Source organism: Pseudomonas syringae group sp. 26L6 (assembly GCF_032587815.1).
In the GTDB taxonomy this organism is placed as follows: Bacteria; Pseudomonadota; Gammaproteobacteria; order Pseudomonadales; family Pseudomonadaceae; genus Aquipseudomonas; species Aquipseudomonas amygdali.
Window position 1 is genome coordinate 18334 of the sequence record NZ_JAWHPJ010000033.1, and the last position, 18957, is coordinate 37290.

17 protein-coding genes are annotated in these 18957 nt (G+C 59.4%); 10 read left to right on the plus strand and 7 right to left on the minus strand.

Going from position 1 to position 18957, the window contains the following annotated elements; all coding sequences use genetic code 11:
* Positions 1 to 89 precede the first annotated feature (89 nt).
* Genes RYA97_RS16720 through RYA97_RS16730 form a run of 3 tightly spaced genes read right to left on the minus strand, consistent with a single transcriptional unit; the run spans position 90 to position 3676 of the window.
* Positions 90 to 2150, minus strand: a complete 2061-nt coding sequence (locus tag RYA97_RS16720) for a GGDEF domain-containing protein (RefSeq protein WP_117140200.1) — start codon at positions 2148 to 2150, stop codon at positions 90 to 92.
* Positions 2147 to 3022, minus strand: coding sequence for an endonuclease/exonuclease/phosphatase family protein (locus RYA97_RS16725; protein ID WP_002555686.1), 876 nt, complete (start codon positions 3020 to 3022; stop codon positions 2147 to 2149). The genes RYA97_RS16720 and RYA97_RS16725 overlap by 4 nt, the downstream gene beginning before the upstream one ends.
* A 9-nt stretch (positions 3023 to 3031) precedes the next feature.
* Positions 3032 to 3676, minus strand: a complete 645-nt coding sequence (locus tag RYA97_RS16730) for a thiol:disulfide interchange protein DsbA/DsbL (RefSeq protein WP_002555687.1) — start codon at positions 3674 to 3676, stop codon at positions 3032 to 3034.
* A gap of 294 nt (positions 3677 to 3970) precedes the next feature.
* On the opposite strand from RYA97_RS16730, the gene yihA reads away from it, so the two are divergent.
* Positions 3971 to 4606 (plus strand): ribosome biogenesis GTP-binding protein YihA/YsxC, encoded by a 636-nt coding sequence (yihA, locus tag RYA97_RS16735; protein WP_057404330.1) that lies wholly within the window; start codon positions 3971 to 3973, stop codon positions 4604 to 4606.
* Between the two features lie 241 nt (positions 4607 to 4847).
* On the opposite strand, the gene polA is transcribed toward yihA, so the two are convergent.
* The gene (gene polA, locus RYA97_RS16740; RefSeq protein WP_010192394.1) at positions 4848 to 7613 is read right to left on the minus strand and encodes a DNA polymerase I; all 2766 of its coding nucleotides are present in this window, start codon (positions 7611 to 7613) and stop codon (positions 4848 to 4850) included.
* Between the two features lie 74 nt (positions 7614 to 7687).
* Here polA and RYA97_RS16745 point away from each other — a divergent pair, with 74 nt between their 5' ends.
* Both RYA97_RS16745 and RYA97_RS16750 read left to right on the plus strand, forming a co-directional pair.
* Entirely contained in the window at positions 7688 to 7975 is a 288-nt protein-coding gene (locus RYA97_RS16745; protein WP_004655238.1) for a DUF2782 domain-containing protein, read from the plus strand.
* Between the two features lie 36 nt (positions 7976 to 8011).
* Positions 8012 to 8962: a homoserine kinase gene (locus tag RYA97_RS16750; protein WP_057404331.1), complete on the plus strand. Its 951-nt coding sequence runs from the start codon at positions 8012 to 8014 to the stop codon at positions 8960 to 8962.
* A gap of 249 nt (positions 8963 to 9211) precedes the next feature.
* On the opposite strand, the gene znuA is transcribed toward RYA97_RS16750, so the two are convergent.
* Positions 9212 to 10153, minus strand: coding sequence for a zinc ABC transporter substrate-binding protein ZnuA (gene znuA, locus RYA97_RS16755; protein ID WP_005778537.1), 942 nt, complete (start codon positions 10151 to 10153; stop codon positions 9212 to 9214).
* 67 nt (positions 10154 to 10220) lie between these two features.
* On the opposite strand from znuA, the gene RYA97_RS16760 reads away from it, so the two are divergent.
* The 4 genes from RYA97_RS16760 to RYA97_RS16775 are packed head-to-tail and all read left to right on the plus strand — an operon-like array spanning position 10221 to position 13036.
* Entirely contained in the window at positions 10221 to 10703 is a 483-nt protein-coding gene (locus tag RYA97_RS16760; protein WP_002551451.1) for a Fur family transcriptional regulator, read from the plus strand.
* On the plus strand, positions 10703 to 11500 hold the full coding sequence (gene znuC, locus RYA97_RS16765; RefSeq protein ID WP_005757620.1) for a zinc ABC transporter ATP-binding protein ZnuC: 798 nt from the start codon (positions 10703 to 10705) through the stop codon (positions 11498 to 11500). Before RYA97_RS16760 ends, znuC begins: the two co-directional genes overlap by 1 nt.
* Positions 11493 to 12281, plus strand: coding sequence for a zinc ABC transporter permease subunit ZnuB (znuB, locus tag RYA97_RS16770; protein ID WP_005731662.1), 789 nt, complete (start codon positions 11493 to 11495; stop codon positions 12279 to 12281). The genes znuC and znuB overlap by 8 nt, the downstream gene beginning before the upstream one ends.
* Before the next feature lie 38 nt (positions 12282 to 12319).
* Entirely contained in the window at positions 12320 to 13036 is a 717-nt protein-coding gene (locus RYA97_RS16775; RefSeq protein WP_005778540.1) for a PA5502 family lipoprotein, read from the plus strand.
* 152 nt (positions 13037 to 13188) lie between these two features.
* On the opposite strand, the gene katE is transcribed toward RYA97_RS16775, so the two are convergent.
* Positions 13189 to 15339: a catalase HPII gene (gene katE, locus RYA97_RS16780; protein WP_005744805.1), complete on the minus strand. Its 2151-nt coding sequence runs from the start codon at positions 15337 to 15339 to the stop codon at positions 13189 to 13191.
* 306 nt (positions 15340 to 15645) lie between these two features.
* Here katE and RYA97_RS16785 point away from each other — a divergent pair, with 306 nt between their 5' ends.
* The 3 genes from RYA97_RS16785 to RYA97_RS16795 are packed head-to-tail and all read left to right on the plus strand — an operon-like array spanning position 15646 to position 18150.
* Positions 15646 to 16653, plus strand: coding sequence for a methionine ABC transporter ATP-binding protein (locus RYA97_RS16785; protein ID WP_002551540.1), 1008 nt, complete (start codon positions 15646 to 15648; stop codon positions 16651 to 16653).
* Positions 16653 to 17327, plus strand: a complete 675-nt coding sequence (locus RYA97_RS16790; protein WP_004666537.1) for a methionine ABC transporter permease — start codon at positions 16653 to 16655, stop codon at positions 17325 to 17327. The genes RYA97_RS16785 and RYA97_RS16790 overlap by 1 nt, the downstream gene beginning before the upstream one ends.
* A gap of 49 nt (positions 17328 to 17376) precedes the next feature.
* Positions 17377 to 18150, plus strand: coding sequence for a MetQ/NlpA family ABC transporter substrate-binding protein (locus RYA97_RS16795; protein ID WP_005744804.1), 774 nt, complete (start codon positions 17377 to 17379; stop codon positions 18148 to 18150).
* A 154-nt stretch (positions 18151 to 18304) separates the two neighbouring features.
* Here RYA97_RS16795 and RYA97_RS16800 read toward each other — a convergent pair whose 3' ends face one another.
* Positions 18305 to 18940 (minus strand): SCO family protein, encoded by a 636-nt coding sequence (locus RYA97_RS16800; protein ID WP_080164849.1) that lies wholly within the window; start codon positions 18938 to 18940, stop codon positions 18305 to 18307.
* Positions 18941 to 18957: the final 17 nt, after the last annotated feature.

Sequence of the window (18957 nt, forward strand, 5' to 3'; positions counted from 1 at the left end):
GGCAGCGTCAGCGGGAAATGCAATATCATAACAACATGCGTGCAAATAGCTTCGGCATTGACGTGCTCGTTCAGGTCAAAATGTTTCAGTCAGCCTTGTTCGACCCTGTTTCGGCCATTTTCCTTGGCCTTGTACAGCGCCTGATCGGCGCGCTTGATCGCAGTGTCACTGCGTTCAGCCGTTCGAAAAGCCGTCACTCCAATGGACACGGTAATCGTCACGCGTTCGCCCTTGAAGTGAAACGGACATGACTCCACCGCCGCGCGCAGTTCGTCGAGCAGTGTCAGACCGGTGCCGGGAGGTGTAGCAGGCAACAGCATGACAAATTCCTCGCCGCCAAACCGGGCGAGGAAATCGTCGCTGCGCAGGCGTTTCCTGAAAACGTTGGCGACGATCTTCAGCACTTTATCGCCTGCCAGGTGGCCATATCCGTCATTGATGCGCTTGAAGTGGTCCAGGTCCAGAATGCACACCAGCAGGCTGTTTTTCTCGTGTTGCCACTTGCTCATCTCCTGTTCGAGGCGCTCGCCCCAGGCTGCGCGATTGGGCAGGCCGGTGAGCGGGTCGATCAAGGCCTTTTGGCGCTGTTCTTCCAGGTGAGTCCTGAAACCCAGCGCTTCCTGCTCCATGCTCGCAACGCGGGCCGAAAGGCCTTGCAGCCGCGAGGCAACTTCCCGCTCGCGTGCGTCACGCTTGAGCTGGTAGTGGTCCATGGTGCTGAGCAAGCCTTCAAAGCGGTTGTCGAGCACCTGCTTGAGACTGGTCAGGTCGGAAGCGTCCTGAACGCTGATTTGCAGGCCGCCCACCTGTTCGCGTAACTGTTCGTTCAGGTCACGGGCTGTGGACTGATCCTCGGCATGATCTTCACTGGCAGCCTGCAAGTGGCTCTGAAACGATTCGAGCCGCTCATTGAGTTGTTTGAGGTAGGTGCTGAATTCCTGTTGGCCGCCGTTGTTGATTGCCAGCATCAGAACTGCCAGATCGTCGAGGATCGGTAGCAGTTCGTACCAGTTGAGCCCATGTTTCAAGCGTAACTGCATGTCCTCGACCTGCGGGCGGAAGTGCTCCGACAAGGTCAGGTCATCGAGCAGGCCCAGCAGGGTTTCCTCGATGTGTGCCGCCACCGAGCTGTAGCTGGGTTCTGGCGAGGAGGGCAGCGAATAACCCTCTTCGCCTTCCACCGTTTCGGTTTCTGATTCGGCATCCTCTTGCGGCTGTTCCAGTGCCTGGATTATTGGCACAGGCCGTTGCTGGTAGGGCACTGAAGGAACGGGGCCCAGCAGGTCGGTGTAATCGATCGGCTCGACAGGGACAACCGCAGGTTCTGTGACTGTTTCGGCCAGGGCTGGAGCAAGGGCTGCTGCGGCTGGCGATGGCACAGGTGTTTCAGGTGCCGTAACGATAGCGGTTTCGGCTTCTGAAACCTGTGGCGGCAGTGTGTGTGCGTCCTTTGTCTTCTGGTTGACGATGTCGGGGGCAATGGCAGCTTCTACTTCCGCTGCGGCAACGTCTATCGGCGCTTGAGCGTTCGCGGCCTCAGGTTGCACGTGCGTCTCATGCGTTTCCTGAGCAGAAGGGGCGTTTTCGGGGTGGGCAGCCTCGGGAGGGCGCTCATTGCCATGTTCGTCCCGCGAACCGAACAAACGCTGCAGAAGCCCTTGGCGTGGGCCCTCTTCGTGCTTTTCGAGCAGGGTCAGGGCCTGGCCCTGCAAACCACTCAACTCGCTGAGCAGCAAAGGCAGCTCGCGCGCCTGCGATGCACGTTCTTCAAGGTCCTTGGCAAAGCGCTTGAGTGGCTTGCGTACCTCTCGTGGCAACGGTAGCGCTTGCAGTTGTGCAACCAGTGCGGTCAGTGCCGAGCCAATTTGCCCGACCCGTACTTCACGGCGATGCTCGGAGTCCAGTACGGCTTTTTCGAGGCGCGGAATCAAGGCTGCCAGACCGGCGTCCATATCGTCCTTGCGGACAATTTCGCGCATTTCCTTCATGCATTCATCGACGGCGCGGTCAGAGCCTTCTGCTGCCAGGCTGCTGCGCACCAGACCGCGGCGCAGCAAGTCGAGCCGCGCATCCCAGCGCTTTTCGAGCTTGTCCTGTTGCTCGATTCCCTTGAGGTACTTCTCTTTCCAACGCTCCGCGTCGTCGCTCATGCAAGGCTTCCACCGGAGGGCACAGGCAGTGAGTCCCCACGCAGTGAGTCTGGCAGGCGAATCTCGACAGCAACCGGCAGGTGATCGGAAATGGGCTGCGCCAGTACCTGTACGCGTTCAAGCGTGAGGGTCGGGCTGAGCAGAATGTGGTCAAGGCAGCGTTGTGGTCGCCAGCTTGGAAAGGTCGCTTCGATTTGCGGTGCCAAAAGGCCCAGATCGCGTAGCGGCGAGTGCTCCAGCAGGTCATTGGCGTGCGTATTCATGTCGCCCATCAGCACCTGATGGCGATAACCGCCAATCAGGTCGCGAATGTAAGCCAGTTGCCGGGTTCTGGTACGAGTGCCCAGAGCCAGGTGCATCATGACCACCACCAGCGCATCCTCGCCTTCGCCGAAGCGGACAAGAATTGCCCCGCGCCCGGCCGGACCCGGCAGCGGATGATCCTCGATCTTGGTCGGGCGCAAGCGACTCAGCACACCATTGCTGTGCTGGGCGAGGCGACCGAGATTACGATTGAGCTGTTGATACCAGTACGGAAAGCCACCCAGTTGAGCAAGGTGCTCGACCTGATTGACGAAGCCGGAGCGCATGCTGCCGCCATCGACTTCCTGCAACGCCACCAGATCGAAATCGTTGATCAGATCGCCGATTTTCTGCAGGTTGCCTGCCCTGCCGCCATGTGGCAGCAGATGCTGCCAGCTGCGCGTCAGGTAGTGGTGGTAGCGTTGGGTACTGATACCCACCTGGATATTGAAACTGAGCAAACGCAGCCTGCCGTCTTCCGGCAGGCCGTTTTGCGTCAGATGATGTTCGTTGACCTGCGGATCATGCAGGCCAACGATACGGGTGCTGCCCTTGCCCCAGCGGCGCATGGCGGGCGCTTACTTGGCGGCTGTAGCAGCCGCTCGCTCTTTGGCAATCAATTGATCGGCAACTTCCAGAGTCTTTTCCGGACCGCCGGCAGAACCCAGGTCAAAGCGGTACTTGCCATTGACGATCATGGTCGGAACGCCAGTCACCTCATACTTCTTGGCCAGTTCCTTGTACTGGGCGATCTTGCCCTTGACTGCGAAAGAGTCGAACGTTTTCAGGAAGTCTTCCTTGTTCACGCCCTGTGTGGCGACGAAGTCAGCCATGTCATTCTTGTCGGTCAGACGCTTGCCGCCTTTCTGGATGGCTTCGAATACGGCCGCGTGAACCTTGTGCTCGACGCCCATGGTGTCGAGGGTGATGAACAGCTGGCCGTGTGCATCCCACGGGCCGCCGAACATGGCAGGGATGCGTACGAACTTGACGTCGGACGGCAGTTTTTCAATCCACGGATTGATCGTTGGCTCGAACGCGTAGCAGTGCGGGCAGCCATACCAGAACAGCTCGACGACTTCGATCTTGCCTGGCTCGGCAACAGGCACAGCGCTCGCCAGCTCGACGTATTGCTTGCCTGCCTCGATGGGCGTGGCAGCCTGGGCGGACATACCGAACAGACTGGCGGCAACCAGAGCGGCGCTGATGATCAGATTACGCATGCTTTACTCCTGAGCAGATTGAATCGCCTTCAAGCGACGGTGGTTTCGACCGAACGCGAAAGCCTGAGTTCGTTAGTGTAACGCTGAGGTTGTAAAAATGGGCGACCACGGACGGCCTTTTTGCATAAGGAGTGAAGCAGGTCATGTCTGAATGTTCCAGCCGCCAGCCAGAGCGGCCCGATACAGTGCCAGTGTGGGCCGGGGGGCAGGTGTGTCATTATATGCCTACGCATCCAAACGAAACCGACACCTCTTGCCGCTCCCTTGGCAGGCAGGGCCTTCACCGGAAATCACATGCAACTCAAAAACCCCATCCTCGGTCTGTGCCAACAGGCCACGTTCATGCTCAGCGCCGCCAAGGTCGACCAATGCCCCGACGACGAAGGGTTTGAAGTCGCTTTTGCCGGTCGTTCCAATGCAGGCAAATCGAGCGCGCTGAACACGCTGACCCATGCCAGCCTGGCGCGCACCTCCAAGACGCCGGGGCGCACTCAACTGCTGAACTTCTTCGGGCTGGATGAAGATCGACGTCTGGTCGACTTGCCGGGCTACGGCTACGCCAAAGTGCCTATCCCGCTCAAACTGCACTGGCAGCGCCACCTTGAAGCCTATCTGGGCAGCCGCGAAAGCCTGAAGGGTCTGATCCTGATGATGGATATCCGTCATCCAATGACCGATTTCGACCTGTTGATGCTGGACTGGGCCATCGCCAGCAACATGCCGATGCACATTCTGCTGACCAAGACCGACAAGCTGACCTATGGCGCTGCGAAGAACACGCTGCTCAAGGTTCAGGCCGAAATTCGCAAAGGCTGGGGCGATGCAGTGAGCATCCAGTTGTTCTCGGCTCCCAAGCGCATGGGGCTAGAGGAGGCTTACACCGTGCTGGCCGACTGGATGGAACTGGAAGACAAGGCGCCTGCGGAGTAAATCGCAGGCAAAAAAGACCCCGGACTTCGCATGGGGAGGGGGAAGTTCCGGGGCTTAAGGTCCAGACCTTAGGGTGGGATCTGGATAACTGCCAACACTTAACACAACTAGGAGCACGATCGATTTTTCAACCAATCGAGACCTCTGACTCCTGTCCAAACGGTTAAGTTCCAGCAATGAAGAAAAGTTCACATTTCCTACAATGTTTGACGAACCTGCTGACAGGTTCGCCCTTTCAGAATCAGTGCGCCTCGTCCCAGTTGTTGCCGACCCCGACTTCCACCAGCAGTGGCACTGCCAATTCTGCTGCGCCACTCATGTGTGGGCGGATCTGTTCACTGATCTGATCGACCAGGTCTTCGCGCACCTCCAGCACCAGTTCGTCATGCACCTGCAGAATGACCCGCGCATCCAGACCGGATTCTTCCAGCCAGCCATTCACGGCCACCATGGCTTTCTTGATGATGTCCGCCGCAGTGCCTTGCATCGGCGCGTTGATCGCCATGCGTTCCGCACCTTTGCGCAGGGATTGGTTCTTGGCGTTGATGTCGGGCAAGTACAGGCGACGGCCGAAAATGGTCTCGACAAAACCCTGCTCGGCGGCCTGCGCACGTGTGCGCTCCATGTAATCCAGCACGCCAGGGTAGCGGGCGAAGTAACGGTCGACATAAGCCTGTGACTGCTTGCGGTCCACGCCAATCTGTTTGGCCAGGCCAAACGCGCTCATGCCGTAGATCAGGCCGAAGTTGATCGCTTTGGCGCTGCGGCGCATGTCCGTGGTGACGTTTTCCAGCTCGACGCCGAAGACTTCCGCTGCCGTCGCGCGGTGAACGTCCAGGTCGTTGCGGAAGGCATGCAGCAAGCCTTCGTCCTGTGCCAGATGCGCCATGATGCGCAGTTCAATCTGCGAATAGTCTGCCGCCAGCAGCTTGTAGCCCTTGGGGGCCACGAACGCCTGACGGATGCGTCGGCCTTCAGCAGTACGGATCGGGATGTTCTGCAGGTTCGGATCGCTGGATGACAAGCGCCCGGTCACCGCCACTGCCTGGTGATAGGAGGTGTGAATGCGTCCGGTGCGCGGGTTGATCTGCTCCGGCAGGCGGTCGGTGTAAGTGCTCTTGAGCTTGCTCATCGAGCGGTATTGCATCAGTACCTTGGGCAGCGGGAAGTCCTGCTCGGCGAGTTCGGCCAGCACGGCCTCGGCAGTCGATGCCTGGCCGGTGGCGGTCTTGCTGAGGATCGGCATACCGAGCTTTTCGTAGAGAATCACGCCGAGCTGCTTGGGCGAGCCCAGGTTGAACTCTTCACCGGCAATGGCAAAGGCTTCGCGCTCCAGCGCGGTCATCTTGTCGCCCAGCTCGACGCTCTGGATGCCCAGCAGGTTGGCATCAACCAGTGCGCCCTGGCGTTCGATACCTGCCAGGACGGGCACCAGCGGCATCTCGATGTCGTTCAAGACCGGCTGCAGGGTTGGAATTGCGGCCAGACGCGCTTCGAAGACTTCATGCAGGCGCAGGGTCAGGTCGGCTTCTTCGGCAGCATAATCACCAGCCTGTTCGATGGCGATCTGGTCGAAGGTCAGCTGCTTGGCACCTTTGCCGGCGATCTCCTGGAAGTTGATCGGCGTGTGCGTCAGGTACTTGGCCACCAGGCTGTCACGGTCGTGGCGGGTGGCAGTGGAATCCAGAACGTAGGATTCCAGAATGGTGTCGAACCTGACGCCTTGCAGGTCGATGCCTTGGGTCTGATCGCCGTCGAGCGCGCAGTTGGCAAGCAGGTTGATAGCGAACTTGGCGTGTTGACCGACCTTGGTTTTATCCGGGTCTTCAAGCAGCGGCTTGAGCGCCTTGAGTACTGTGTCGCGGTCCAGTTGCTGCGGCACCCCCATGTAGGAGTGGGTCAGCGGAATGTAGGCGGCTTCATGGGTTTGAGTGGCAAAAGACAAACCTACCAGTTGCGCGCGCTGGGCGTCGGTGCCGTTGCTCTGGGTCACGAAGGCGAACAGCGGCGCGGCGTTGAGCTTCTTCAGCCACGCGTCGAACTGGCTCTGCTCGAGAATGACTTCATAGGCGGCTTCTTTTGCCTCGACGGTTGGCTCTTCGACGGCCAGCTCCTGCCCGGCGCGTTTGGCATCACGTTGCAGGTCTTCGATCCAGCTTTTGAATTCCAGCTCGGCGTACAGCTCCATCAATTTGTCGCGGTCCGGCTCGCCGCAATGCAGCTGGTCCAGTTCGATGTCCAGTGGCACGTCGATCTTGATAGTTGCCAGTTCATAGGACAGGAAGGCCATCGCACGATGCTCTTCAAGCTTGGCCGCCAGGGTCTTGGCCCCACGAATAGGCAGGGTCGCGACCGTTTCGAGGCGTTCGTAAAGCTCCTTGATTCCGCCGCCCACGCCAACCAGCAAGCCGACGGCAGTCTTTTCGCCGACGCCGGGGACGCCAGGTATGTTGTCGACCTTGTCGCCCATCAGTGCGAGGTAGTCGATGATGTGCTCCGGGCCGACGCCGAACTTCTCTTTCACGCCAGCCACGTCCAGCACGCTGCCGGTCATGGTGTTGACCAGGGTGATGTGTCCGTCGACCAGTTGCGCCATGTCCTTGTCACCGGTGGAGATGATCACCGGACGGTCCGCCGCTGCGCTGCTGCGCGCCAGGGTGCCGATCACGTCGTCTGCTTCAACGCCTTCCACGCATAGCAGCGGATAGCCCATGCCCTTGACGCAAGCATGCAGCAGATCAACCTGCACGCGCAGGTCATCCGGCATGCTGGGCCGATTGGCTTTGTAATCGGTATACAGCGCGTCGCGGAAAGTCCCGCCCTTGGCATCGAAGACCACCGCAAACGGGCTGTCCGGGTACTGGCGACGCAGGCTTTTGAGCATGTTGAGCACGCCTTTGACGGCGCCCGTCGGCAATCCTTTGGACGTGGTCAGTGGTGGCAGTGCGTGGAAGGCGCGATAGAGGTAAGAGGAACCGTCTATCAGGACGAGCGGCGCTTGGGTCATGAGCAGAATCAACCTTTTCGGCGGGGCCGGCGCTAGAATGCGCGGACCATTGACGACAAAGGGACAAGGTTATCATGTGCAAGGTAAATCGACTGATATTGACCGGCCTGTTGGCATTTTGTCCTTTGCTCGCAGTTTCAGCAGAGGACCCACCTTCGGCTGCACCGGACGTTACTATCCGCACCGACGGGGACAAAACCATTCAGGAATACCGCCAGAACGGCTTTCTGTATGCTGTAAAGATTACCCCCAAACACGGCAAGCCCTATTTTCTGGTGCGATCCGATGGTACAAGTCCCAATTTTATCCGTTCGGACCAACCGGACATGCTGATCCCGGAGTGGAAAATATTCGAATGGTAGCCACCTACATTCACTTTAATTGCTGGCAGTTCTGACATGTCCGTTTTTACCCCGTTGGCCCGGCCCGAGCTGGAAGCATTTCTCGCCCCTTATGGGCTCGGCCGTTTGCTTGACTATCAGGGCATTGCCGCCGGTAGCGAAAACACCAACTACTTCATCAGTCTGGAGCAGGGCGAATTCGTTCTGACGCTGGTCGAACGCGGCCCGGTGCAGGAGATGCCATTCTTCATCGAGCTGCTCGACGTGCTGCACGATGCCGATTTGCCGGTGCCGTACGCATTGCGCACCACCGACGGTGAGGCCCTGCGGCAATTGGCGGACAAACCGGCGCTTCTGCAGCCACGTTTGCCAGGCAAGCACATCAGCGAGCCCAATACCCAGCACTGCGTGCAGATTGGCGAGCTATTGGCCAACCTGCATCTGGCGACCCGTGAGCAGGTGCTGGAGCGCAAGACCGATCGAGGTCTGGACTGGATGCTGAGTGAGGGGCGCAATTTTCTGTCGCATCTGGGCGAAACCCAGCGAGCCTTGCTGGAAAAGAGCCTTCAAGAGATCGAAGACCTCAAGCCACAGATCATGGCGTTGCCGCGCGCCAACCTGCACGCCGACCTGTTTCGTGACAACGTGTTGTTTGAAGGCACGCACCTGACCGGGCTGATCGACTTCTATAACGCCTGTTCCGGGCCGATGCTCTACGACCTGGCGATTGCCCTCAATGACTGGTGCTCGCGTGAAAACGGCCAGCTCGATGCCGTCCGTGCTCGTGCGCTGCTGGGGGCTTATGCAGGTTTGCGACCATTCACAGCGGCGGAGTCGAAGCTCTGGACGACCATGTTGCGCATCGCCTGCGTGCGTTTCTGGCTGTCACGCCTGATCGCTGCCGAAACCTTCGCCGGTCAGGACGTGCTGATTCATGATCCCGCGGAGTTCGAGCGCCGTCTGGCTGAGCGCCAGGAAGCGCACATTGCGTTGCCGTTTGCGCTCTGAGACCAGACCTGTCTCCGCGCGTCTGAGCCAGTCGGACGGTTGACTCTCGTTCTCATGCTCCGCGTGGGAATGCAGTGCGTGACGCTCCGCGTCGCAAGAGGACGCGAAGCGTCCAGGCCGGCATGCCCACGCGGAGCATGGGCACGATAGTGTTATACCTGACGACTATCGTTCCTCACGCTCCAGCGTGGGAATGCAGTTCGTGACGCTCAGCGTCACACAGCAGTGCTGCGATGTGGGCGGTGGCAGTCAGAGACTGCTCAGGCAACCTGCCAGGTCATCAGCCAGCTTCTGCAATACCTGCTCGTAACCCTGCGCGGTGGCCGGGGTGTAGCCGCCCAGTCCATCCAGCTCCGCCAGCTTGACCGGCAGGCCTGCGCTCAAGGTTTCAGCCAGGCGCGGGCGTAGTGGCGGTTCACTGAATACGCAGGTCTTGCCCGCAGCCTTCAGGCGTTCACGCATGGCGGCGACATGCTGTGCACCGGGCTGGATCTCGGCGGCGATGGCGAATACCCCGGCGTGTTTGAGCCCATAGGCCTCTTCGAAATAATCGAAGGCCTCGTGGAAGACGAAGTAAGGCTTGCCTGCCACTGCACTGACCCGACCCTTGATACGAGCATCCAGCGCGTCAAGGCGTTTGCTGAATGCGGCAGCGTTACTCGCATAACGAGCTGCATTGGCAGGGTCGGCAGCGCTCAGGTCTGTGGCCATTTTCGCGGCAATCACCCGAGCATTGACGGTCGACAGCCACAGGTGTGAATCCAGGCTGCCGGGCCGGTGATCATGATCATGTTCGTCTGAATCGTTGTCGTGATCATGTTCGTGGTCATCATGCGAGGCATTGTCCTGGCCGAAGTGGCGCAAGTGCATGCCGGGCAGCGACTGCACGGCAACCGCAGGCAGTTTGCGGCCCTGAAGGACGCGCGGCAGGAAGGTTTCCATGTCCGGGCCGATCCAGTAGAGCAACTCGACTTCCTGTACACGCCGTACGTCGGATGGGCGCAGCGCGTAGTTATGCGGTGAGGCACCCGGTGGCAGAAGCACTTCCGGTGTACCAACGCCATCCTGCACAGCCGCTGCAATCAGCTGCAATGGCTTGATACTGGTCAGCACCCGGACCTCGGCCTGAACAGGGGAAATGACCAGCAGACTGACCCACAAAACAGCAACAAGATTTAAAAGACGGCGCACTCGAATCACTCATATAAGCCAGGAACAGGTAACATAATAACGTCTCTAGCCAATATCGTCGCTGCTCATGCCCAATACTCCCCTGGCCAGTCGCCCCCATGACCACTCTCACTGCGTGCATTCGGCCCTCGCTGAAGCCGATGCGCTGTGCGCCAAACAGGGTCTGCGCCTGACCACCTTGCGCCGTCGCGTGCTGGAACTGGTCTGGCAAAGCCACAAGCCGCTGGGTGCCTACGACATCCTCGCGGTGCTGAGTGATGAAGACGGTCGTCGCGCTGCGCCGCCAACCGTTTATCGTGCACTGGATTTCCTGCTGGAAAACGGTCTGGTGCACCGCATAGCCTCACTCAACGCGTTCACCGGCTGCAATCACCCCACTCATGCGCATCAGGGGCAGTTTCTGATTTGCCGCCTGTGTCACGCGGCGATCGAGCTGCAGCACCCGGCCATCAGCAATGCCGTTATCGATGCCGCTGCAGGCGTTGGCTTCGCGGTCGAAGGCCAGACGGTCGAGATCGTGGGTGTATGCGCCGGCTGCAAGGCGGCTTGATGACTGATGCCTTAATACGTCTGGAGCAGGTCGCTGTAACGCTGTCCGGGCAAAGCGTTCTGGACAACATCCAGTTGAGCGTCAAGCCCGGCGAAATCGTTACGCTGATCGGCCCTAACGGCGCTGGCAAGACCACGCTGGTGCGTGCAGTGCTGGGGCTGCTCAAGCCCGACTCCGGAACCGTCTGGCGCAAGCCGAAGCTGCGTGTCGGTTACATGCCGCAAAAATTGCATGTGGATCAGACGCTGCCGCTGTCGGTGCTGCGCTTTTTGCGTCTGGTGCCCGGTGTGGACCGCATGGCTGCAGAGTCTGCCCTGGAAGAAGTCGGGGCCGAGAAGGTCATCGATAGCCCGATTCAAGGTATTTCCGGTGGCGAGATGCAGCGCGTTTTGCTGGCCCGAGCCTTGTTGCGCAAGCCTGAATTGCTGGTGCTCGATGAGCCGGTGCAAGGTGTCGACGTGGCAGGTCAGGCCGAGCTGTACGGCCTTATTACCCGGTTGCGCGACCGCCACCAGTGCGGCGTGCTGATGGTGTCTCACGATTTGCATCTGGTCATGAGCACGACCGATCAGGTGGTCTGTCTGAACCGCCATGTTTGCTGCTCCGGGCATCCCGAGCAGGTCAGCCATGATCCGGCGTTTGTCGAGCTGTTCGGCAAAAACGCGCAAAGCCTGGCGATCTATCACCACCATCACGACCACGCCCACGATCTGCATGGCGCTGTGGTGAATGATGCCCCGGCGACTTCCTCACATACTCACACTCATGTTCACGGAGACCACTGCAAGCATGGCTGATTTTTTATTGTATGCCTTGCTCGCAGGCGTTGCTCTGGCTGTCGTCGCAGGCCCGCTGGGGTCGTTCGTGGTCTGGCGGCGCATGGCGTACTTCGGCGATACGCTTTCCCACGCAGCATTGCTCGGTGTGGCGCTTGGCTTCCTGCTGGATATCAGCCCGACCATTGCAGTGACGGTCGGCTGCCTTCTGCTGGCGGTGCTGCTGGTCACGCTGCAACAGCGCCAGCCGCTGGCCTCGGACACGCTGCTGGGGATCCTCGCACCGAGCACGCTGTCGCTCGGCCTGGTGGTGCTCAGCTTCATGCATGAAGTGCGTATCGACCTGATGGCTTATCTGTTTGGCGACCTGCTTGCCATCAGCCCGGCTGATCTGACCTGGATCCTGGGCGGCAGCGCGCTGGTGCTGGTATTGATTGTTGCGCTGTGGCGCCCGCTGCTGGCAATCACCGTGCATGAAGAGCTGGCGCGGGTCGAAGGCCTGCCCGTCGCGGCATTGCGCATGGCGCTGATGCTGCTGATCGCCGTGGTGATCGCTGTGGCGATGAAGATCGTCGGCGTTCTGCTGATCACGTCGCTGCTGATCATTCCCGCCGCTGCGGCGCAGCGTCACGCCCGCTCGCCGGAGCAGATGGCGCTGGGTGCAAGCCTGTTAGGCGTGATAGCCGTGTGTGTCGGGCTATCATTGTCATGGTTCAAGGACACCCCGGCAGGACCGTCTATAGTGGTATCCGCTGCAGCGTTGTTTTTGCTCAGCTTTGTTCTACCCAGGCGAGCGGTGTAGACTTGCTCGTTTTTTGCGCAAACTAGAGAATCGCAGGAATGAAGCCGTTCGCCCCACGCTATCTGCTGCTTGTCGCATTTTCCATCCTGCTGGGTGCCTGCCAGAGTGCGCCCACTGCCGAGACGCCTGCCTCCGACGTTCAGCCTGACGCGTTCGCTCAGCTTGAGCAGAACATCGTCAGCAATGAGCTGGCGACGGCCGAGGATCAACTGGCCGCGTTGCAGGCCGCCAATCCTGCCGATATCCGCCTCGAGCCTTTTCAGCGTCGTCTGGCCGAAGCCTATCTGAGTCGCAGCCAGATCAGCCTGCAAAAGGGTGATATGAATGCGGCGGCCAACGCACTCACTCGTGCGCGCGCGCTGATGCCCAAGGCACCGGCACTGACCAGTGGCGTCAACGGCGCTATCGCTCATGCGCGCAAGGCCGAGCTGGAGAAAGCCGAAGCTGATTTGAAGGCGGCCGAAGCCAGAAGGGTTGCCAAGCTCATCGATCCGTCGGCAGAAAGCACGACAATTGAACTCAAGATCGGCGATATGCGTGCATTGCGTCGTCAACTGGACGATATCGCAGCGGATACCGTAGCGTTCAACTGTGAAGTGCTGCTGGTGGTGCCGCGCACCGAAGACTATCCGTGGCTGGCCACGTTGCTGACCAAACGGGTGGTCAAGGCCAATCCGGATTTCGAGCTGCAATTGCGTCGCCAGATCGAGCGCAATGAAAAAGCGCAGATCATCCTGACGCCAGCGAAGTCCTGAGTCGATCCTTCAAAGCGGACGCAGAGCGTCCAGAACTGCATTCCCACGCGGAACGTGAGGAACGAGAAGTGTTGGGGAGTCTATGTGGGGGGGCGAGAAGGTTCAGAAAGGCGCTCCCACGCCGGAGCGCGGGAGCGATCTAGCACGTCAGATCAAGCCGGAACGGCCTTGGCTTTCACTTCACGATCCCATACACGGTGCTGAGCAATCGCGTTGAAGAACGCTTTGAACGATTTGCTATCGGATACCTCCAGCAGGCCCGCATCTTCTTCCAGGCGTAGCAGGCTCAACAGCTCCTTGGCCTCCCCGGCAAAGGAGATAGCCTTGAGGTGCTTGTAGGCTTCCAGGATGAAGTGCAGTGCCACGCCGTCGCCTTTCAGCGCTTCGATCGAAGCCTTGCCACCCGGCACGAAGACTGCGTCGAACGCTACCGAAGGCAGGCCTTCAGCCGATGCGTCCACTGGCAGGCTCTGGCCGTCAGCGGTCTTGACCGGTGCGGAGGTCGGGCCCAATACCTTGGCGTGTGCACCTTCGGCAGTCAGTGCAGCTTTCATGGCTTCGACCGCTTTGCCGTCCACGCCGTCTGCCACAAGAATGGCAACCTTGCGTGAAACGATATCGCCAGAAAGCAGGTTGACCTGGCTCAGCGCCGGCGACTCTTTTACCGAAGTCTGGCGCACTGGCACGGTCCCGGCAGTCGGTGCTGGCAAGCCCAGATTGGCGGCTACGCGGCTGGCCAGTTCCAGGTCGATATTGGCCAGAATCTCGTCGACCTGACGGGCACGAATGTACTCGCGCTCGACCTTGCCCAACTCGAAGCTATAGGCCGCGATGATGTGCTCTTTCTCGTGATGGCTCATGCTCTGGAAGAACAGGGTGGCCTGCGAGAAGTGGTCGCCAAACGATTCGCTGCGCTCACGAACCTTGTGCGCTTCAACGCGCTCAGGGTAGGTCTCGAAGCCGCCATCTACCGGGCCGGCAGGGGTTTCTTTCGGCCAGCCGCCATCGATCGAGTTCGGCTCGTAAGAAGCGCGGCCCTTGTCGATGGTGGTGCGGTGCTGCGCATCGCGCTGACCGTTATGGTTAGGCGCAATCGGACGGTTGATCGGGATTTCGTGGAAGTTCGGCCCACCAAGGCGGCTGATCTGCGTGTCGGTGTAGGAGAACAGGCGACCTTGCAGCAGCGGGTCATTGGAGAAGTCGATACCTGGCACGATGTGGCCCGGGCAGAAGGCAACCTGCTCGGTCTCGGCGAAATAATTGTCCGGGTTACGGTTCAAGACCATCTTGCCCAGCGGAGTGACCGGTACCAGTTCTTCGGGAATGATCTTGGTCGGATCGAGCAGGTCGAAGTCGAACTTGTGCTCGTCTTCCTCGGCAACGATCTGCACGCCCAGTTCCCATTCCGGGTAGTCGCCCATCTCGATGGATTCCCACAGGTCGCGGCGGTGGAAATCGGTGTCCTTGCCAGCGAGCTTCTGCGCTTCGTCCCAGACCAGCGAGCACACGCCGAACTTGGGCTTCCAGTGAAACTTCACGAAGCTCGACTTACCTTCGGTGTTGATAAAGCGGAAGGTGTGGATACCAAAGCCCTGCATGGTGCGCAGGCTTTTCGGAATGGCACGGTCGGACATGGTCCACAGCACCATGTGTGCAGATTCCGGCACCAGCGAAACGAAGTCCCAGAAGGTGTCGTGAGCCGAGCCCCCGGTCGGGATTTCGTTATGCGGCTCTGGTTTTACCGCGTGCACGAAGTCAGGAAACTTGATGGCGTCCTGAATGAAAAAGATCGGCATGTTGTTGCCGACCAGATCGAAGTTGCCTTCTTCGGTGTAGAGCTTGACCGCAAAGCCACGCACGTCGCGCACGGTATCGCCCGAGCCGCGCGGGCCCTGAACGGTAGAGAAGCGCACGAACACCGGGGTCTTCTTGCCCGGATCACGCAGGAAGCCTGCTTTACTCAGCGCGCCATGGTCTTCATAGGTCTGGAAATAACCATGTGCCGCGGTGCCGCGGGCGTGAACGATACGCTCCGGAATACGCTCATGGTCAAAGTGCGTGATCTTTTCACGCATGATGAAGTCTTCGAGCAGCGATGGGCCGCGGCTGCCGACTTTCAGTGTGTTCTGGTTATCGGAAATCTTGACACCGTGATTGGTGCGCAGTGCCTGCTGGGTCGCGTCCGAGCGGAACTGCTCAAGGCTTTCCAGCTTGTCGTTGGTATTGCCACGGTCCAGGGTGTCGGTACCTGCCAATTCGCTCTTGGGCGTTGCGGTTACAGGTGGTGCGTTCTTGCTAGCCATCAGAGACTCCTTATCTCGCCCCAATCATTGAGTTGGGTTCGCTGAATACGACTTCCCTGGCGTAAGCGGGAAATCACGGTATCCAAGAAGTGACCGAGGCCTAAAACAGCCGTTCCCTTTATTTGTCGCACATCTTTACCAACGGTCGCGTTATGCCCGTTGCGCAGGGCAGCCTGCAAATAAATGCTAAGCACAGCGGGCCGGACAGGCTAAAATGCGCGCCCGGCTTTACCCGGCCGAGGTAACGAAGCAGGTGGCGTCCTGCCACTGCGCTGATTTTTTAACGCGCCCCACAAGGTTCGCTCCGTGATCGAGTTTCATAACGTCCACAAAACCTATCGGGTGGCAGGCAAGGAAATACCGGCCCTGCACCCTACCAGCCTGCGCGTCGACGGCGGCCAGGTGTTCGGCATCATCGGCCATTCCGGCGCTGGCAAAAGTACCTTGCTGCGCCTGATCAACCGTCTGGAGACCCCGAGCGGTGGACAGATCGTGGTTGACGGTGAAGACGTCACGGCGCTTGATGCCAATGGCCTGCGCCGCTTCCGCCAACAAGTCGGGATGATCTTCCAGCACTTCAATCTGCTGGCCTCCAAAACCGTGGCCGACAATGTTGCGATGCCGCTGACGCTGGCGGGTGACATGCCCCGCAAGCAGATCGACCAGCGCGTGGCTGAGCTGTTGGAGCGGGTTGGATTGTCCGATCATGCGAAAAAATACCCGGCGCAATTGTCCGGCGGCCAAAAGCAGCGCGTCGGCATCGCCCGCGCCCTGGCCACCAAGCCGAAAATCCTGCTGTGCGATGAAGCCACCAGCGCGCTGGACCCGCAGACCACTGCGTCGGTTTTGCAATTGTTGGCCGAGATCAATCGCGAACTGAAGCTGACCATCGTGCTCATCACCCATGAAATGGACGTGATTCGTCGCGTCTGTGACCAGGTGGCGGTCATGGACGCTGGCGTGATTGTCGAGCAAGGCAAGGTTGCCGATGTGTTTCTGCATCCGCAGCACCCGACGACCAAGCGTTTTGTGCAGGAAGATGACCAGATCGATGAAAATGAACAGCGTGACGATTTCGCTCATGTTCAAGGCCGTATCGTGCGCCTGACCTTTCAGGGCGATGCGACGTATGCGCCTCTGCTGGGCACCGTGGCCCGCGAAACCGGCGTCGACTACAGCATCCTTGCCGGACGCATCGACCGCATCAAGGACACCCCTTACGGGCAGTTGACGCTGGCCATCACCGGCGGCGATATGGACGCTGCTTTTGCGCGCTTCACCGCCGCCGACGTTCATATGGAGGTGCTGCGCTGATGGACGCTTTTCTGAACCTGTTTTCCAATGTCGACTGGTACGAGATCTGGGTCGCCACCGGCGACACGTTGATCATGCTCGGTGTTTCGCTGGGCTTCACCATCCTGCTTGGCCTGCCGCTGGGTGTGCTGATGTTCCTCACTTCGCCGCGGCAGTTGCTGGAACACAAGCAGCTGTACGCCACGGTCGGGTTGATTGTGAACATGCTGCGTGCGTTGCCGTTCATCATCCTGCTGATCGTGATGATGCCGCTCACCGAAATCATTACCGGCACGTCACTGGGCATTCTCGGCACGTTGCCGCCGCTGATCGCTGGCGCCACGCCGTTCTTTGCGCGTCTGGTAGAGACAGCATTGCGCGAAGTGGATCGCGGCATCATCGAAGCCACGCAGGCCATGGGCGCGACGACTCGGCAGATCATCGTCAAGGCGCTGCTGCCTGAAGCGCGCCCCGGCATTCTGGCTGCAATCACTGTTACCGCCATTGCGCTGGTGTCGTTCACCGCCATGGCCGGTGCCGTGGGTGCTGGCGGGCTGGGCGATCTGGCCATCCGATATGGTTATCAACGCTTCCAGAACGATGTGATGTTCGTGACGGTCGTATTGTTGCTGGTGCTGGTGCAGATTCTGCAAACCATCGGCGACAGACTGGTCGCGCATTTCACACATCGTTGATCGAACCGTTGGTATCGGCCCGCCTGTGCGGGCCCAAAGGAGTTGTTGCATGAAAAAACTATTGGCCATATTCGCCGCTGTTACTGCCTTGTCCGCGCAGGCCAACGAAACCCTGACCGTCGCGGCCTCTGCCGTGCCGCACGCCGAGATTCTCGAGTTCGTCAAACCGACGCTGGCCAAAGAAGGCGTGGACTTGAACATCAAGGTGTTCAACGACTACATCCAGCCGAACGTACAGGTGTCGCAGAACCGTATGGACGCGAACTTCTTCCAGCACCAGCCGTATCTGGATGAGTTCAACAAGGGCAAGGGCACAGATCTGGTCGCAGTGGCCAAGGTTCACGTAGAGCCGTTCGGCGCGTACTCGGACAAGTTCAAGACGATGGAAGAACTGCCCAACGGTGCCAACGTCGCCCTGCCAAACGACGCCACCAATGAAGGCCGTGCCTTGCTGCTGCTGGCCAAGGCAGGTCTGATTACCTTGAAGGATCCGACCAATATCCTGTCCAAGCCTTCGGATGTCGTGAATAACCCGAAAGACCTCAAGTTCCGTGAGCTGGAAGCAGCTACGTTGCCGCGCGTACTGACTCAGGTCGATCTGGCGCTGATCAATACCAATTATGCCTTGAGCGCCAAGCTTGAGCCGACCAAGGACGCACTGATCATCGAAGGTGCCGATTCGCCATACGCGAACATTCTGGTTGCCCGCCCGGACAACAAGGATTCAGACGCGATGAAAAAGCTGGTAGCGGCCCTGCAGAGTCCTGAAGTGAAAACCTTCCTGGCCGAGAAATACAAAGGCGCTGTGGTTCCGGCGTTCTGATCTGATCGCACCTTGTGGTTCTCGAGCCTATGCTCTGTGTCCCTTGCGACGCAGAGCATTGGGGGCTGCATTCCCGCGCCAGACACAACCCTACCGCGTGGTAGCGCCCTTCAGGACGCTCCGCGTCCTCGGCGACTTCGTGTCAGTGCACTGACTAATCCCTCTCCAGCAACCCAGGCAATTGCTTCACCAGCTTCTGGTTGTTCAGCGGCGCGCGGATAAAGCCTCGCTGGGTGCCGTCCGGCCCGATCAAAGCCAGGTTGCCGCTGTGGTCGACAAAGTAGTTCGGTTTTCTGGTATCGGCCGGAATGAACGGGATGCTCACTGCGTTGGCCAGCTTCTGGATATCAGCGACAGGTGCCGTGAGGCCGATGTACTGCTTGTCGAAATAACCCAGGTATTGCTTGAGCTGCTGCGGCGTGTCGCGGTCAGGGTCGACGCTGACTAGCACCACACGCATGCGCTCGACCACCTTTTCAGGCAGCTCGGTCCTGATCTGCTTTATCTGCGCCAGGGTAGTGGGGCAGATGTCCGGGCAGAAGGTGTAGCCGAAAAACATCAGCGTCCATTTGCCTTTCAAGCCATCAAGGGCCACCGCTGCGCCGTTCTGGTCCGACATGCTCAAGGCTGGCAACGGGCGACTTTTCGGTAGCAGCACAATACCTGCATCGTTAAGTGCCGCCTGATCCTCTGACCCGCTGCCCGGCAGCAACTGGCTGAGGATCACGCCCAGAACGAGGGCAACAATGGCGGCAGCGATAAAAACTGTTTTCTGGGTACGGGTGGTCATGGCATCAACGCGAGTAG

Coding starts and splice junctions, on each gene's coding strand:
- RYA97_RS16730 (WP_002555687.1), bottom strand. CDS start 3,676: ATGCGTAATCTGATCATCAGCGCCGCTCTGGTTGCCGCCAGTCTGTTC.
- znuC (WP_005757620.1), top strand. CDS start 10,703: ATGACTGATGCCTTAATACGTCTGGAGCAGGTCGCTGTAACGCTGTCC.
- RYA97_RS16795 (WP_005744804.1), top strand. CDS start 17,377: ATGAAAAAACTATTGGCCATATTCGCCGCTGTTACTGCCTTGTCCGCG.
- znuB (WP_005731662.1), top strand. CDS start 11,493: ATGGCTGATTTTTTATTGTATGCCTTGCTCGCAGGCGTTGCTCTGGCT.
- RYA97_RS16750 (WP_057404331.1), top strand. CDS start 8,012: ATGTCCGTTTTTACCCCGTTGGCCCGGCCCGAGCTGGAAGCATTTCTC.
- yihA (WP_057404330.1), top strand. CDS start 3,971: ATGCAACTCAAAAACCCCATCCTCGGTCTGTGCCAACAGGCCACGTTC.
- katE (WP_005744805.1), bottom strand. CDS start 15,339: ATGGCTAGCAAGAACGCACCACCTGTAACCGCAACGCCCAAGAGCGAA.
- RYA97_RS16745 (WP_004655238.1), top strand. CDS start 7,688: ATGTGCAAGGTAAATCGACTGATATTGACCGGCCTGTTGGCATTTTGT.
- RYA97_RS16760 (WP_002551451.1), top strand. CDS start 10,221: ATGCCCAATACTCCCCTGGCCAGTCGCCCCCATGACCACTCTCACTGC.
- RYA97_RS16800 (WP_080164849.1), bottom strand. CDS start 18,940: ATGACCACCCGTACCCAGAAAACAGTTTTTATCGCTGCCGCCATTGTT.
- RYA97_RS16790 (WP_004666537.1), top strand. CDS start 16,653: ATGGACGCTTTTCTGAACCTGTTTTCCAATGTCGACTGGTACGAGATC.
- RYA97_RS16720 (WP_117140200.1), bottom strand. CDS start 2,150: ATGAGCGACGACGCGGAGCGTTGGAAAGAGAAGTACCTCAAGGGAATC.
- RYA97_RS16725 (WP_002555686.1), bottom strand. CDS start 3,022: ATGCGCCGCTGGGGCAAGGGCAGCACCCGTATCGTTGGCCTGCATGAT.
- polA (WP_010192394.1), bottom strand. CDS start 7,613: ATGACCCAAGCGCCGCTCGTCCTGATAGACGGTTCCTCTTACCTCTAT.
- RYA97_RS16775 (WP_005778540.1), top strand. CDS start 12,320: ATGAAGCCGTTCGCCCCACGCTATCTGCTGCTTGTCGCATTTTCCATC.